Here is a 15,160-nt window from a genome sequence, read left to right on the forward strand (position 1 = left end):
ACCGGCGGCCCGGTCTTGGGTTCGGATCACTCAGATTTCGGATCTTTGATCGCATCACCGATTCGTGTGCCGTCTCGGATCACCGATGCGGATCGCTACAACCGGCGAAGCCCGACGACGCCTCGCAACGCGAGAACGAGTGCCATCAGGCACGCCACGCCGCCCACGATCACGTTGCTCGTGATGGTGCGGGTGGTGTCCACGGCCCCGGTCACGGCCCAGGGGGCCACGATCGTCCAGGCGCCGATGCAGAACGCGGCCCAGCTCATCGCATGCGTGCGCTCGTAGGCGGAACCGAAGCCGCCCATCAGAAACGCGAGCGCCACGCCGCAGATCAGGTTGACCGTCGCCAGAGTCGTGAAGCCGTTGAACCCCACGATCCACGGGGACGCCGCCAGGTACACGCCACACAGCGTGCCCAGGGCTTCCGCCGCCTGTGCCATCGGACCGCTCGCGGCCCGTTCCGAGCGAACTCGGAGGGAGACTATGTCCGGATGCTGGTCAATCGGTGACGCTGTCGACGAGGACACGTCCACCACCCTCTTTCCGAGGAATCGCGGTCCCCTGGTTGATAGCCATCACACCCATGGCCAACCCACCTAAATCCTAATATTTACCGCATATTTTCCCCATCGTGCGCTCGCCGTGAGTCGCCGGTTGACACCACCCCTGAGGACGCGGGCCTGCTCGACTCGGAACGCATCGGCAAGTGGACCTACTACCGCCGCAACGAGCGGGCGATCGCCGACTTCGCCGAGCACGTGCGCACCCGACTCTGACCGGATCGGAACGGATCATCCCCGCCGTGTTCCACCCGGTGTTCTTCTCGGTCGCGCCGGCCACCGCGGCGAAGCCGGTGCCCGCGCGGGACGCGATCCGGGCCACCACGCGCGTGTTCGCCTGGGACGCTCAGGACGTGGGCTCGGTGAGCGCGGCGATCAGCGCGCGATACTCCTCCTTCATCGGCAGCTCCCGCTCCACCCGCGCCCGCCGCCGCACGGCCGCGACCTCGACCTCGCGCACCGGGTCGTAGCCGACGCGCTCGAAGCTCTCCCACCACACGCCGACCCCGCGCCGCTGCCACGCGGGCAGTTCGGCGAAGTTCACGCCGTGTGCGAAGAGCAACTCGTTCTTGTCCGCCTTCGAACTCCGCGCCAACACCTGCGTGGCGGCCCGGGCGGACTTGCCGTCCTTGCGCAGCGTCCAGTAGCACCAGCCGTTGAGCGCGCACCGCGCGGCGTCGGCCTGCCGCCAGGAGAAGTAGTCGACCACGTCACCGACGCTCGTCCCCATCCAGATGCGGCTGTCGAAGTGAGCCGGTATGCCCGCCCGGTGGGTGAACGTCGCGGACGCGATCCCGGCGGTCACCGAGACCAGCTTCTCCACCTCCCGCCCGAACATGTCGAACGACGGGTCCAGCAGGACCGATATCTCATCGCTCTCGGTGTAGGCGTAGCGGGCGTCCAGTTCGGTGAACAGCGTCTGCGCGGTCTCGGCCATGAGCGCACCGAACCGCTCGTCGAAGGGCTTGTCGAAGTGTTCCTCGGTGAAGCGGGAGAACGACCGACCGTCCACCCTGATCACCGTCCACGCACCGGGCAGCAACACCAACGAGTGGAACCACTCCCGCGACCGTTGCATCGCCTCGAACCGATCGGCGTCCATCGCCCCGTCACCCCTCGCTCGCCACCTCGACCACGAACCCGCCCGCACCGTCGAATCGCACGACATACAGGGCGTCGAACCCCTCGTCCGCCCCCGGCGCCCGCAGCCGACTCAGCGTGGCACGAACGCCGACCTCGGGCACCCGGGTTTTCCCCACCCGCTCGGCATTGCGCGCCAAGGACCCGGCGGGGTCCGGCGGAAACCAGTAGCCGACCACCTGCGCGCCCCACACCCGAGCGAGTTCGACGATCGGCCGGCGGTCCTCCGGCGCCGGGTTGGTGTTGTCGACGGCCACATCGCGACCGGCAGCCAACGCCTCCTCGATCAGCCGCTGCTGCCGACGCTGTCGGTTCCGGGCCCGAGGGAAGTCGTCCTTGCTCACGTGCACGTGCGTTGCGGCCAGAACGGTCCGGTGGAAGGTCGACTTGCCCGACGCCTGGAGCCCCATCAATATCGCGACCCGCATGCTCGCTCCGCTCTCCCGCCCGCTACGAGCATTGTGTCGGGTGGGCGCGCGGACCGGTGCCGTGGCCCGGGTGGGGTTCGATCGGGTGGGGTCGTTCGGGGGTTTGGTGATCGGGCATGTGCACACTGTGAGCATGGAAAAGCTCTCCCTGGATGCCCAGGTCCGCGAACTGCTCAAGCTCGCCGCAGCCTCGTCGACGGGACGCAGTGCCCATACGGTGTACGGCGGTCACGAGCACGTGTTGCGCCAGACCCTGATCGTGCTGACCGCGGGCACCGTGCTGGCCGAGCACGAGAATCCCGGTGAGGCGACGTTGCTGGTGCTGCGCGGGCGAATCGTGCTCGTCAGCGGCGAGACGTCGTGGGAGGGCCGGTCCGGCGATTTCCTGGTCGGCCCGAAGGCGCGGCACAGCGTGGAGGCGCTGGAGGATGCGGCGGTGCTGCTCACCGTGGCCAAGCACGGCTGACCGGCGCCGGTCACGGCTCGACAACCGGCCCGGGCGGGAGCGCGTGCCGCCCGGGCCGGACGGGTCGACCGCGACGGCCGCCCGCGGCTCACGCGGCACGGTCTCGCCCGGTACGCCGGCATCATGGCCGTGCCGGAGCGGCCCCGATCCCGAGTAGGCAGGCACGTGATGAACCCGTTCGACATCGAGACGCTACCGGTCGGCCGCTGGCGCAACGGCGGCGGCGACACCCGCGAAATCGGGTCCCAATCGCCGACCCACGCCGCCGAGGCGGACTTCGACTGGCGCGCGAGCATCGCGACGATCGCCGCCGACGGCCCCTTCTCCACATTCCCCGGCGTCGACCGCACGATCACCCTGCTGGCGGGCGAGGGGGTGCGTCTGGTCGGCGACGATGGGCTCGACCACCGCCTGAACCGGCCCGGCGAGCCGTTCGCCTTCTCCGGCGACGCGCACCTGCGCGCCACACTGCTCGGCGGTGACACCCGGGTGCTCAACATCATGACCAGGCGCGGACGATGGGCCGCACGGGTACACCGGGTCCAGGCGCCGGTGGTCCCACCCGCCGGGCACGCCGGCGTGTTGTACGTCCTGTCCGCACCGGCCGGCGACGGGTCCGGGTCGGCGCTGCGAGCGGGACAGGGGGTGTGGTGGGCGAGTGGCGCCGCCGACCCGGCGGCGCCACTCGCGAGCGGTACGGTCGCGCTGTGGGCGGACCTTCGTCCGCTGTAGTGGCTGTATGTGCTTGTGCTACCGCCGGCGCGCGGACCGTCAGGGCATCGTGCGCAGGTGCGCCGCGATGGTGTCGGCCAGGGCGTAGCCGGCGGTCGCGTCCCAGTTGACCGACCACGTCATCGCGCCGCGGATGCCCGGCCAGGTGGTGGTGGGTCGGTAGCTCCCGCAGTTGGTTCCCGCGGCCAGGCAGTCCAGGGCGTTGTTCACCACGCCGGGCGAGACGTGGCCGCTGCCGGCCGCGCGCTCGGTGGCCGGCACACCGAGCGCGACCTGATCGGGGCGCAGGCCGCCCTGGAGTTGGATGCACGCCTGGGCGGTCAGGAAGTCGACACCGCCCTGGGCGTAGAGCTTCCGGTCGCAGCCGAACATGGTTCCGGAGTTGCCTTGAGGTCGGCGTCGGTGTAGCCGCCGAGGGCGGTGGACAGGCCCGGGTCGACACCGAAGGTGACCGCGCCCCAGCGGGTGCGGTCGGCCTCGGCGAACGCCACCGCGACCAGGTTGTACGACGCGGGGACGTCGCGCAGGCGCAGGTTCGTGGAGCCGTTGACGAAGTTGTGCCAGTAGCCGGTCATCACGCGCTTGGGCAGGCCGGTCGGGTCCTGGCCGGTGGGCCCGTCCGGACCGGTGGTGGCGGTGACCGGGGCCGAACGCGCGGACGTTCCGGCGCTGTTGGTCGCGGCGACGGAGAAGGTGTAGGTCGTTTCGGGGGTCAAGCCCGGTATCTCGGCGGCGGGGCCGGCGACGGTGGCCACCTTGGTGTCCGCGCGGAAGACGTCGTAGGCGGTCGCGCCGGGTACCGCGGACCAAGGGTGGGCCCGGTCGGCACCGCACTGCCTGATGGGACGTCAGGCTGCCTCGGCGCAGGGCGTGCGCAGGCCGTCCGGGCGCACCCGAGGGTGCCGGGGGTGCCTGTGTGCCAGACGAGTTGACCGCCGAGGCGAGTGAACTGTCAATAGGTCTGGACCAATTGGCTCCGCCGGCCTCGATCCCCCGGGCGGCCGGCGGGCTCAGGCGCTCGGGACGGGCCGGGGTGGTCGCGGGCCGGTGTAGCGGGCGATCGGGCGGATGATCTTGGTGTCCTCGGCCTGTTCCAGGATGTTCGCGCACCACCCGACCACCCGGCTCGCGGTGAAGGTCGGGGTGAACATGCTCCGCGGGATCCCGCACAGCTGCATCACCACGCCGGCGTAGAACTCCACATTGACGTGCAGCTCGCGTCCGGGCTTCAACTCGGCCAGGATCCCGGTCACCCGACGGTGTACCGCGGCGGCGAACTCCACCAGTTCCAGGCCCTGCGCGTCGGCGTGTTCGGCGAGTTCGCCGGCGATCTCGGCCAGCATCACCGCGCGCGGATCCTCGGTGCGGTAGACCGCGTGACCGAAGCCCATGATCCGATCCCCCGCGGCGATCCGGCCGCGCACCCACGAGTCGATCCGCTCCGGCGAACCGATCTCGTCCAGCGCCTCCAGGGCCCGATCCGGCGCACCACCGTGCAGCGGGCCGGAGAACGCGCCGATCGCGCCGGCCACCGCGGAGACCAGGTCCGCGCCCGAGGAGGCGATCACGCGCGCGGTGAACGTGGAGGCGTTGAAGCCGTGGTCGATGGTCGCGATCAGGTAGCGCTCGATCGCGGCCACCGCGGCCGGCCCGGGCTCTTTCCCGGTCACCATGCGCAGCCAGTTGGCCGCCGTGGACAGGTCCTCCCGCGGTTCCACCGGCTCGGCGCCGGCGCGGATGCGGTACAGCGCCGCCAGGATGGTCGGGGTCACCGCGCCGACCAGCAGCGCGTCCGCCGCGCGCCGCTGCGGTGCGGACTCCCACAAGGGCGGCAGGTTGCGCGCGGCGCCGATCAGCGACAGGGCGGTACGCAGTCCGGCGAGCGGGTCGAACCGCTCGCCCGCCATGGCGATGGACCGCAACACCGGACGCAGTTCCTCGGGCAACACCCGCAGTCGGGCGATCTCCGCGGCGAACGGCGCCCGTTCCTCGGCCGCGGGCAACCGGCCGTGCACGAACAGGAACCACACGTCCTCGAAGGAGCGGGTGCGGGCCAACTCGATCGCCGAGTACTGCCGATAGTGGTAAAAGCCCTCGGTGCCCCGCACATCGCCCAGTTCGGTGGTGGTGACCACCACCCCCTTCAGGCCCCTGGGTACGTCGATCCGCTCGTCGCCGGCGACCGCCATGACATGCCTCCCATCCTCGGCCGAGCCGCACGGCCCGCCCACCACGAATGTCGATCACGTCGTCAAGTATCGTCAATGTTGATTTCGTCAACATGAGGCGGAGGTTCGAACGAAATGGCTTGTCGGCGCAAGGTTGCGGGCGACGCGAGTGAGCAGGATTACCCGTCGGACTACCTGACCACGGCCCAGGCCGCGCAGCGGTTGGGGGTCAAGCCCGAGACGATCTACGCCTACGTCAGCCGTGGCCTGTTGACCAGCGTGCGCGAGTCCCGGCAACGCGGCAGCCGGTTCGCCACCGCCGAGGTCGAGGCGCTGGCGGAGCGCACCGGCGGGCGGCGCGAGCCCAACGGCTCGATCGAGCGCATCCACACCCATCTGACCCTGTTGGCCGGCGACCGCCTGTACTACCGCGGCCGGGACGTGAGCGAACTGGCCGAATACCGTCTCGAATCGGTGGCGCACTGGCTGTGGCGGGCCGAACTCGCCGATGTGTCCCCGTTCGAGGTCACTGCCGAACGGGCCGACTCGGTCCGCCGCACGGTCGCCCTCCTGCCGGACACCGCCCGGCTGATCGACCGCATCCGGATGATCGTGGCCGCGACCGGAACGACCGATCCGCTGCGCTACGACCTGTCCGAACCGGCGGTCGTGCGCGGCGGCGAGACCCTACTCGCGATGATCGTCGACGCCCTGCCGTCGTGTGCCGGTGCCCAGCCGCCGACCGGCCGCGCCCTGGCCGAGCGACTGTGGCCGAAACTCACCGCTCGGCCGGCCACACCGGCACGATTGCGCCTGCTGAACGCCGCGCTGGTGTCGATGGCCGACCACGACCTGGCGGTGTCGACGCTGGCCGCGCGGGTGGCGGCGAGCGCGCGGGCGGACGTGTACGCGGTGGTGTCCGCCGGTCTGGGTGTGGTCGACGGTCGCCACCACGGCGCCGCGATCGGCCTCGCCCACCGCTTCCTGCGCGACGCGCTGGACCCCGCGGGCGGGCCCACCATCGCGGTCGCCGACCGCCTCCGCGCCGGCGAACACCTGCCCGGCCTGGGCCACGTGCTCTACGTGGACCGCGATCCGCGCGCCGACCTGGTGCTGGACCTGCTGCGCGAGCAGGCCCGGGACGACGATCGGGTCGCCCGGGTGACCTCGGCCGTGGATGCCCTGACCCGGGAAACCGCGGCCCGCGAGAACATGTTCGCCAACGTCGACCTGGCCCTCGCGGCGCTGACACACGCACTGGACATGCGACCGGACGCCGGCGAGGCGATCTTCGCGATCGCCCGATCGATCGGCTGGCTCGCCCACGCCCTGGAGGAGTACCAACAACCCGGCCTCCGCTACCGGGCCGTCGGCGTCTACACCGGCCCGCGTCCCGCCGGCGGCACCGCTGCCGACGCCGGCGATCCGAAGACGCGTCGGGCCTGAGCGCCGCCATCCGGCCGCGAGGACGATTCGATGTTCGGTTCGCGGCCGGCGGCGTCAGTGCCTCTCGGTCCACGCGCGCAGGCCCCACCGGAAGACGTGCTCGGCACCGGGCTCGAGTTCCACCAGGCCGGCGCGGCTGCGGAACGCGTCCGCCGGGCAGGACATCGGCTCCACCGCGATGCCTCTGCGCCGAGCCGGCTCGGGAAGTGTGTCTCCCGTGTACACCTGCACGAACTCGGCTCCTTCACCGAGCCACAGGTCGGTGCCGTGCGACCCCGAAGGGTGCGCGAGCCGCACCACGGCAAGACCGGAGGCGTCCCGCTCCAGCTCGGCGAAGGCCGTGTCCAGGCGCTGTGTGCCCACAGCCCTCGGCGTGCGGAAGTCGAAGGGTGTGCCGACCACCGGTTCGGCCGCGGCGGGCATGCCCAGGTCGTCGACCACGAGCCGTTCGCGGGCCGGGAGGGTGAGCACCGCGTCGTCCACCAGGTCGGTGCCCACGGTGAGGTAGGGATGCTGGCCGACACCGTAGGGCGCCGCGCCGGTACCGAGGTTTCGGGCGACCACGGCCACCGCCAGCCCTGTTGCCTCGAGCGTGTACTCCACCCGGACATGGAGGTGGAACGGGTAGCCCGGCTGCGGCCAGAGGGTGACCCCGAGAAGGACGCGGTCCTCCTGCTCTTCGACCACCTGCCAGGACATCCAGCGCAGCAGCCCATGGATGGCGTTGCCCTTCTCCGGCTCGGTCAGCGGGAGTCGCAGCTCTTCGCCGTTCCAGCGGTACCGCCCTCCGCCGATCCGATTCGGCCACGGTACGAGGACCTGACCACGACCTCCCACGATGCGCTCGTCGGCGGAGAAGCCGTCCAGTACCGGCCGTCCACCGACCGAGTAGCCGCGCAGCGCACCGCCGAGTTCCACAACGACCGCGCTCTGCTCGCCTTTGCGCAGCACGATCTGCCGCCCTGTCGGACTTTCGGACACCATCGGCCTCCATCTCGGGTTCGGGGCTCGGTGCACACGCCGCGAACGGGCGCACACCGGAACGGGCGTCGGACTACGACGGGCCGGCCTGCCCGCCGAAGGGCGGGGCGGCGGCCGGGGCGGCGGGCACGGGGGTGAGTCTCAGCGAGACGACATACGAGACCACCACCGCGACGATCACGAGCGGCATCACGGTAAGCCCCGGCGACCCCAGCAGCAGGGTGGCCAGCAGCACCGAGGTCATCGGGAGCTTCAGCATCGCCACGCACATGGCGCCGATACCCATCGCGAATCCGGACGTCAGGTCCAGCCCGGGAAGACGGGACAGGGCGATCCCGCCCACCGCGCCCATGAACATCGAGGGGAAGACGAGGCCACCGCGAAAGCTGCTCAGTGACGCGCAGTACGCCACCGACTTGCAGACGATGAGCAACACCAGCGCGCCCGCCGAGTATCCGGCACTGTGGGCGAGCAGTGGCTCCAGCCCGTGCTGCCCCGAGTACAGCACCTGCGACCCGTCGTATCCCGACCCTTCGGCGTACACGAGCGCGGCCAGTCCGACGAATGCCCCCATCATCACTGTGGCCGGCACCCTTCGCCGCTCGATTCGCGCCTGCGCGTAAAGGGCGCCCCGACGGATGCCCGTGCCGAGGAAGGCCGCCGCAAGCCCGATGACGAGAGCCCAGCCGAATGACGCGGCATCCGGCAGATCGGCGTGGGGCACGTTGTCCAAGGTCAGGGAGTACGTGCCCAGGCCGGTCCACGAGCCCAGGCCGATGAAGACGAGCGAACCGACGCCGGCGGCCAGCAGGCCCGGCACCAGCACCACCCCGAGCATCGGCCCGCCGAGGCCCGATGCCTCCATCAGCAGGAACGCCCCCAGCAGCGGTGATCCCAGCAGCGCGCTGATCGCGGCGAAACTCCCGGCAGCGCCCACGACGCCGCTCGCCTTCGGCTCGATGTCGCGCTTCACCAGCCGTGCGCCGAACACGGCAAGGCCGCCGCCGAGGGTGATGAGCGGCGCCTCGGGCCCGAGGACGACGCCCATCCCGAGGGAGACCAGTGCCGCGAGCGCGATACCGGGCAGCTCCACCGCGGACGGCGCGCCCGTCGAGGCAACGCCCTCGGCCGGCTTGTGCCCGCCTTCCCCCGGCAGATGGCGAATGATCAGTCCGACCAGCAGCCCCGCCACGGCGAGCAGCGGCACCGGCCACCACGAGGGCGTGCCGTCGAAGCCCAACGCCTCGGGCAGGTCGGTGTAGGTCAGCGACTCCAGTCGCGAGACAAGGGCGAGGAATCCGAACGCCGCCGCCGAGATCGGGACTCCGAGGACCGCCGTCATCACCAGGAGCCCCACGTATCCGTGGGCACGGACGGGCGCGAAGGGGTCCGGTGGCGCGGTTTCGGGCACTCCGGCAGGCGTGGCCGACACTCTCATCGTCTCCTCAGCATCGGAACCCGCACGAAGGCGTCGGCTCACAAGCCTTTGTCCGGTGATACCACGCGGCAGGAGCGGGCCCTGCCCGCCCCGCCTGCGGCACTCCGGTACGCCCCGCACCGTCATGCCCACGGCCCAATGGGACCGCGACCGGGCCGCCGCCCGAGGCTTCGACCCCCGGGCGCCCCCACCGACGTGACCACGGCCGTCAGCCGGACTGCCGCGCGGGGAACGGGGTCGTCGAGGGGCTCCTTCCAGCCAACGCCGCAGGCGTGCCGTTCGGCAATCGGGCCCTCGCCGCCACGAGAGCGCACCGCTCGCGCCGGCTCCGAAGGGCACGAAGCCGGCGCCTGCCGGATAGTGGATCGGGTAGGGACCCGGCTGAGATTGGACCCTCATGGACCGCTACCCTCCCATCGCGGAACACGGCCTGATCGGCGATCTGCAGACCGCGGCGCTGGTTTCCTCACAAGGCGTCGTCGACTGGTTCGCCGCGCCCCGGTTCGACTCCCCCAGCATTTTCGCGGCGTTGCTCGACCACGATCGGGGCGGCTTCTTCCGAGTGGCCCCGGATGCCTCGGAAGCCACCTGCAAGCAGCTGTACTACCCCGACACCGCGCTTTTGGTGACCCGGTTCATGTCCCCGGACGGTGTCGGCGAGGTGATCGACTGGATGCCGCCGAACAACAGCCGAATACCCAGCGACCGGCACACCCTGCTGCGCGCCGTGCGCACGGTGCGCGGCACCGTTCGGTTCGATCTGGAGTGCCGACCGCGTTTCGACTACGGCCGGGCCGCCCACCGGCTCGATCTGGGGGCCGACGGCGGCGTGTTTCGGGCCCCGGGCGTCACCGCGTACCTGCGGAGCAGTTTTCCGCTGGAGCGGGACGGCGACGATGTGCGGGGATCGATCACCCTGAGCGTCGGCCAGGAGGCGGGAGCCGTCTTCACCGTCTGCGACGGCGACGGCCAGGCCCCGCCGCCGCCGTTCACCATCGCCGCGGGCACCGAACAGCTGTGGCATGCCGCCGACTTCTGGCAGCAATGGGTAGACGGCTCCAACTACCGCGGCCGCTGGCCCGACATGGTCAATCGCTCCGCCATCACCCTGAAGCTGCTCACCTACGCCCCCACCGGCGCGCCGGTGGCCGCGGCCACGATGGGCCTGCCCGAGCAGGTGGGCGGCGAGCGCAACTGGGACTACCGCTACACCTGGGTGCGCGACGGGTCGCTCTCCGTCCGGGCCCTGTTGGACCTCGGCTTCGTCGAGGAGGCGACGGACTTCACACACTGGATCGGCGACCGGCTCCGTGCCTCGGCCGGGCAGGAGGGGGAGCCGCTCCGGATCATGTACCGGGTCGACGGTGAGCCGTTGGTGACGGAAGAGATCCTCGACCACTTCGAGGGCTACCGAGGCTCCGCGCCGGTGCGGCTCGGCAACGCGGCTGCCGACCAGTTGCAGTTGGACATCTACGGCGAGGCCCTCTACGCCCTGTCGGAGGGGCGCGAGGTCGCCATCCAGGCCGGCTACCAAGGCTGGAAGGTCATGTCCCGCACCCTGGACTGGCTGGCCGACTCCTGGGACCGGCCCGACGAGGGCATCTGGGAAACCCGCGGCGGACGCAAGGATTTCACCTACAGCCGGGTCATGTGCTGGGCGGCCTTCGACCGCGGCCTGCGGATGGCAAGAGACTTCAGCCGACCCGCCGACACCGTGCGCTGGACCGAGGCCCGCGACGCCGTTTTGGAACAGGTCATGGCACGCGGTTGGGACGAGTCCGGTCAGGCCTACGTCCAACACTACGGCGGGGATCCCGTCCTGGACGCGTCGCTGCTGCTGATGCCCCGGGTCGGCTTCATCGCGCCCAGGGACCCGTCCTGGCTGTCCACCCTGGACGCCATTGACCGCACGCTGGTCTCCGACAGCCTGGTCTACCGGTACGACCCGGCCGCCTCTCCGGACGGCCTGCGCGGCTCCGAGGGCACGTTCAGCCTCTGCACCTTCCTCTATGTGGACGCGCTGGCGCGGGCCGAACGCCTGCGTCCCGCCCAGTACACGTTCCAGAAGATGCTCACCTACGCCAACCACGTCGGCCTCTTCGCCGAGGAGGTGGGCCCCAGCGGCGAGCAACTGGGGAACTTCCCACAGGCGTTCACCCACCTCTCACTCATCACGGCCGCCTGCACCCTGGACGAGGCCCTCGACCACCGGCGCGGCTGAGACGAGGCGAGCAACGATGTCCACGGGCGCACCGGTGACCGGCAACCCGCCGGCGGAGGCATTCGCCCGAACTCACGACCTCAGGTGGCGACATGGCCGACAACGATCACTACGACATCATCATCATCGGCACCGGCGCGGGCGGCGGCACGCTCGCCCACCGGCTCGCCGCCACCGGCAAACGCGTTCTGATGCTGGAACGCGGCGGCTACCTCCCCCGGGAGCGGGACAATTGGGAATCGACCGCGGTGTTCGTCAAGGGGAAGTACCGCGCCCCGGAGTTCTGGTTCGACAAACACGGCGACCGATTCCCGCCCGAGGTCAACTACTACGTCGGCGGGAACACCAAGTTCTACGGCGCGGCGCTGTTCCGCCTGCGCCCCCAGGACTTCGGCGAACTGCGCCACCACGGCGGCCTGTCCCCCGCGTGGCCGATCCGCTACGAGGACCTGGAGCCCTACTACACGCAGGCCGAGCACCTCTACCTCGTGCACGGCCGACACGGCGAGGACCCGGGTGAGGGGCAGGTCAGCGCGCAATACGCCCACCCCCCGGTACAACACGAACCGCGGATCCAGCAGCTGAGCGACGACATGGAGAAGCGCGGACTGCACCCGTTCCACCTGCCCATCGGCGTCAACCTCACCCAGGACGAGCACGGTCGGGCCACTCACGAGAGTGTGTGCATCCGGTGCAACCGGGTGGACGGCTTCCCCTGCCTGGTGCGCGGCAAGGCGGATGCGCAGGTGATCTGCGTCGACCCCGCGCTGGAGTTCCCCGACGTGCGGATGGAAACCGGCACCAACGTGCGGCGGCTGGAGACCGATCCGAGCGGGCGGACCGTCACCTCGGTGGTGGCCGAACTGGAGGACGGGACGATCACCCGGTTCCGCTCCGACATCGTGGTGGTCGCCTGCGGGGCGGTGAACTCCGCCGCGCTGCTCCTGCGTTCGGCGAACGAGCGGCATCCGAACGGATTGGCGAACAGCTCGGGCGTGGTCGGTCGCCACTACATGCGGCACAACAACCTCGCGCTGATGGCGATTTCCAAGGAACCGAACGACACCCTGTTCCAGAAGACCCTCGCCATGAACGACTGGTACCTGGGCGCGGACGACTGGGATTATCCGCTCGGCGGCATCCAGATGCTGGGCAAGTCGGACTCCGACCAGATCCGGGGCGAGGCACCGCGCTGGGCCGGGATGGCCTCGCCGGACATGCCCTTCGAGGTACTGGCCCACCACGCCGTGGACTTCTGGCTGTGCGGGGAGGACCTCCCGCAGCCCGAGAACCGCGTCACCCTGGACGACCAGGGCGAGATCCACCTGGTGCTGGACGAGAAGAACAACATCAAGGGACTCGAACGCCTACAGCACAAGCTCCAAGGCAACCTCAAACACCTGGGGATGCACCCGCACCACCTGCTCCCGCACAGCCTCTATCTGCACAAGGGGATGCCGATCGGCGCCACCGCGCACCAGGCGGGCACCGTGCGATTCGGCACCGATCCGCGGAGTTCGGCCCTCGACGTCGACTGCAAGGCCCACGACCTGGACAATCTGTACGTCGTGGACACGAGCTTCTTCCCGAGCATCGGCGCGGTCAATCCCTCGCTGACCGCCATCGCGAACGCCCTGCGGGTCGGCGACCACCTGGCGGAGCGCCTGGGTTGAGCATCCCTGCACCGAGCGTTCCAGACGCCCGGGCCACGGGCGTCTGGCTCCCGCGAAGCCGCGCGGGTGGACTCGGCAGGATGGCGATGTCCCCGGTCCGCGGGGTCGGGACACTGGTCTCGGTGACCGGTGCGGCTTTGCCGCGGGAGACCGCCTCCCGGGCGCACGGGAACTGACTCGTGAGGTTCACGTCCGGCACCTTCTGCCACTGGGCGAGCGTCATCTCGGTGAAGGCGGCGTCCCGCTGGAGCCCGGCGTTGGTCGTGTCAGGCGAATTGGCCGGGGGCGCGGCCCGGTCCGGGTGGGCCGGCGTAGGACTGGGTGATGTCCAGCCAGCGCACGGCCTCGGCGCCGTGCGCACGGACGGCGAGGTCGTCGGCGTGCCGGCGTCGGGTGACCAGGAGGCAGAAGTCGAGCAAGGGGCCGGTCACCCGCTCGGCCGCGTCCTCGGGGCCGTACGTCCAGGCGCCGCCGACCTCGGGCCCACCGCTCAGTTCGATCCGGAACTCCCGCTCGGGCGGGCGCAGACCGTGCACGGAGTAGGCGTAGTCCCGGGCCCGGACACCGATCCGGGCCACGTGGCGCAGCCGGGCGGTGGGCGGGAGCCGCACGCCGAGCGTGTCGGCGACGTCCTGTCCGTGCGCCCACGTCTCCATGATCCGGGCACCGGCCATCGACGCGGCGCTCATCGGCGGTCCGTACCAGGGCAACCGCCCGCCCGCCGGTACCGCCGCCAGCACCTTCGCCACGGCGTCGCGACCGGCCCGCCAGCCGGCCAGGATCCGTTCCGGCGCCGCCGCCGCGCCCCGCTCGGCCCCTCGGTCCACGAAGCCGTCGGGATCGGCCGCTGCCTCCGCGACGGCGGCGGCGAAGCCGGTCGGGTCGGTCGCCGCGAGCCGGACCCGGTCGTCGGTCCAGGCCAGGTGCGCGATCTGATGAGCGATGGTCCACCCCGGCGCGGGCGTCGGCGTGGCCCACGCCTGCGGCGCCAACTCGCCGACGAGTCGGTCCAGCGCGGCACCCTCCGCCGCCAGGTCGTCCAGAACGGCCGCGAGATCCACCATCGTTCCCGTCCTCCCATCACCGACCGACGCCCACGCACACCGCGAGCCCCGATCGCCGACCCGACACACGAGCCCCCGGCAGCGTTCCACCACGTCCCGCCACACACAAGCCCCGACGCGGCGCGCACTATCACATACGGCGATCAAGCGCGCACGCGTAGTATGTACCGCGTGGTTGGGGAGAGTGGTTCCAAGGCAGTGCGGGTCGTGATCGTCGACGACCATCCGTTGTTCCGGGCGGGATTGCGGGCCGCGCTGGAGAGCGCCGCCGACATCGTGGTGGTCGCGGAGGTGGAGACGGCCGCGGCGGTGCCGGATACGGTTGCCGAGCAGCGTCCGGATCTGGTGGTGATGGACCTGTCGCTGCCGGACGGCTCCGGGATCGACGCCACCCGCAGGATCGCGGCCGATACGCCCGCCGTGCCGGTTCTGGTGCTGACCATGTCCGACGACGACGGCAGCCTGCTCGCCGCGATGCGTGCCGGCGCGGGCGGTTACCTGGTCAAGGGCGCGGGCCGGGACGAGGTGCTGCACGCGGTGCGTACGGTCGCGGCCGGTGGCGCGGTGTTCGGCGCGCAGACGGTGCCCCGGTTGACCGCGCTGTTGGCGGGCGGTGCCCCGCGCGCCGCCGAACGGGTCTTCCCCGAGCTGACCGACCGCGAGTGCGAGGTGCTGGACCTGCTCGCCCGCGGCCTGGACAACCGGAACATCGCCCGCAGGCTGTTCCTCGCCGAGAAGACCGTGCGCAACCACATCACGCACATCTTCGAGAAGCTGCACGTCGGCACCCGCGCGGAGGCGGTGGCCCACGCCCGCAACTTCGGCCTGGGCGCCGACTGA

The 15,160-nt window shown here is 71.0% G+C and carries 14 protein-coding genes and 2 pseudogenes; 6 read left to right on the plus strand and 10 right to left on the minus strand.

Going from position 1 to position 15,160, the window contains the following annotated elements; genetic code table 11:
• Positions 1 to 95: 95 nt before the first annotated feature.
• From A3IC_RS54605 to A3IC_RS0115235, 3 genes are all read right to left on the minus strand, one after another.
• Positions 96 to 443, minus strand: a complete 348-nt coding sequence (locus A3IC_RS54605; RefSeq protein WP_020550908.1) for an SPW repeat protein — start codon at positions 441 to 443, stop codon at positions 96 to 98.
• 466 nt (positions 444 to 909) lie between these two features.
• Positions 910 to 1,665 (minus strand): tRNA(His) guanylyltransferase Thg1 family protein, encoded by a 756-nt coding sequence (locus A3IC_RS0115230; protein ID WP_020550909.1) that lies wholly within the window; start codon positions 1,663 to 1,665, stop codon positions 910 to 912.
• 7 nt (positions 1,666 to 1,672) lie between these two features.
• Positions 1,673 to 2,131, minus strand: a complete 459-nt coding sequence (locus A3IC_RS0115235) for an AAA family ATPase (RefSeq protein ID WP_020550910.1) — start codon at positions 2,129 to 2,131, stop codon at positions 1,673 to 1,675.
• A 133-nt stretch (positions 2,132 to 2,264) separates the two neighbouring features.
• Here A3IC_RS0115235 and A3IC_RS0115240 point away from each other — a divergent pair, with 133 nt between their 5' ends.
• Together A3IC_RS0115240 and A3IC_RS0115245 are read left to right on the plus strand one after the other, a co-directional pair.
• On the plus strand, positions 2,265 to 2,597 hold the full coding sequence (locus tag A3IC_RS0115240) for a cupin domain-containing protein (protein WP_026218288.1): 333 nt from the start codon (positions 2,265 to 2,267) through the stop codon (positions 2,595 to 2,597).
• 168 nt (positions 2,598 to 2,765) lie between these two features.
• A complete protein-coding gene (locus A3IC_RS0115245; protein ID WP_020550912.1) occupies positions 2,766 to 3,329 on the plus strand; it encodes a HutD/Ves family protein in 564 nt (187 codons plus the stop codon).
• A gap of 39 nt (positions 3,330 to 3,368) precedes the next feature.
• Here the strand turns inward: A3IC_RS0115245 and A3IC_RS73030 are convergent.
• The 3 genes and pseudogenes from A3IC_RS73030 to A3IC_RS0115260 form a co-directional block, all read right to left on the minus strand.
• Positions 3,369 to 3,713, minus strand: a pseudogene (locus A3IC_RS73030) (chitinase); the annotation flags it as partial.
• Positions 3,650 to 4,171, minus strand: coding sequence for a fibronectin type III domain-containing protein (locus tag A3IC_RS73035; protein WP_425387336.1), 522 nt, complete (start codon positions 4,169 to 4,171; stop codon positions 3,650 to 3,652). The pseudogene A3IC_RS73030 and the gene A3IC_RS73035, both read right to left, overlap by 64 nt.
• 168 nt (positions 4,172 to 4,339) lie before the next feature.
• Positions 4,340 to 5,518, minus strand: coding sequence for a citrate/2-methylcitrate synthase (locus tag A3IC_RS0115260; protein WP_020550915.1), 1,179 nt, complete (start codon positions 5,516 to 5,518; stop codon positions 4,340 to 4,342).
• A gap of 114 nt (positions 5,519 to 5,632) precedes the next feature.
• Here A3IC_RS0115260 and A3IC_RS0115265 point away from each other — a divergent pair, with 114 nt between their 5' ends.
• A complete protein-coding gene (locus A3IC_RS0115265; protein WP_020550916.1) occupies positions 5,633 to 6,943 on the plus strand; it encodes a citrate synthase in 1,311 nt (436 codons plus the stop codon).
• A 54-nt stretch (positions 6,944 to 6,997) separates the two neighbouring features.
• Here A3IC_RS0115265 and A3IC_RS0115270 read toward each other — a convergent pair whose 3' ends face one another.
• Positions 6,998 to 7,927 carry an aldose 1-epimerase family protein gene (locus tag A3IC_RS0115270; protein ID WP_020550917.1) on the minus strand — a complete coding sequence of 310 codons (930 nt, stop codon included), beginning with the start codon at positions 7,925 to 7,927 and terminating at the stop codon, positions 6,998 to 7,000.
• A 70-nt stretch (positions 7,928 to 7,997) separates the two neighbouring features.
• Positions 7,998 to 9,356, minus strand: coding sequence for a chloride channel protein (locus tag A3IC_RS0115275; RefSeq protein ID WP_026218289.1), 1,359 nt, complete (start codon positions 9,354 to 9,356; stop codon positions 7,998 to 8,000).
• 403 nt (positions 9,357 to 9,759) lie between these two features.
• Here A3IC_RS0115275 and A3IC_RS0115280 point away from each other — a divergent pair, with 403 nt between their 5' ends.
• On the plus strand, positions 9,760 to 11,583 hold the full coding sequence (locus A3IC_RS0115280) for a glycoside hydrolase family 15 protein (RefSeq protein WP_020550919.1): 1,824 nt from the start codon (positions 9,760 to 9,762) through the stop codon (positions 11,581 to 11,583).
• A 92-nt stretch (positions 11,584 to 11,675) separates the two neighbouring features.
• A complete protein-coding gene (locus A3IC_RS0115285) occupies positions 11,676 to 13,256 on the plus strand; it encodes a GMC oxidoreductase (protein WP_020550920.1) in 1,581 nt (526 codons plus the stop codon).
• 151 nt (positions 13,257 to 13,407) lie between these two features.
• On the opposite strand, the pseudogene A3IC_RS71040 reads toward A3IC_RS0115285, so the two are convergent.
• Both A3IC_RS71040 and A3IC_RS0115290 read right to left on the minus strand, forming a co-directional pair.
• Positions 13,408 to 13,515: pseudogene (locus A3IC_RS71040) on the minus strand (sugar dehydrogenase); the annotation flags it as partial.
• Positions 13,516 to 13,522: 7 nt separating this feature from the next.
• Positions 13,523 to 14,320 (minus strand): TIGR03084 family metal-binding protein, encoded by a 798-nt coding sequence (locus A3IC_RS0115290; RefSeq protein ID WP_020550921.1) that lies wholly within the window; start codon positions 14,318 to 14,320, stop codon positions 13,523 to 13,525.
• 171 nt (positions 14,321 to 14,491) lie between these two features.
• Between A3IC_RS0115290 and A3IC_RS0115295 the strand changes: the two genes are divergently transcribed.
• Positions 14,492 to 15,160, plus strand: coding sequence for a response regulator (locus A3IC_RS0115295; protein WP_425387334.1), 669 nt, complete (start codon positions 14,492 to 14,494; stop codon positions 15,158 to 15,160).

The organism is Embleya scabrispora DSM 41855 (assembly GCF_000372745.1).
Lineage (GTDB): Bacteria > Actinomycetota > Actinomycetes > Streptomycetales > Streptomycetaceae > Embleya > Embleya scabrispora.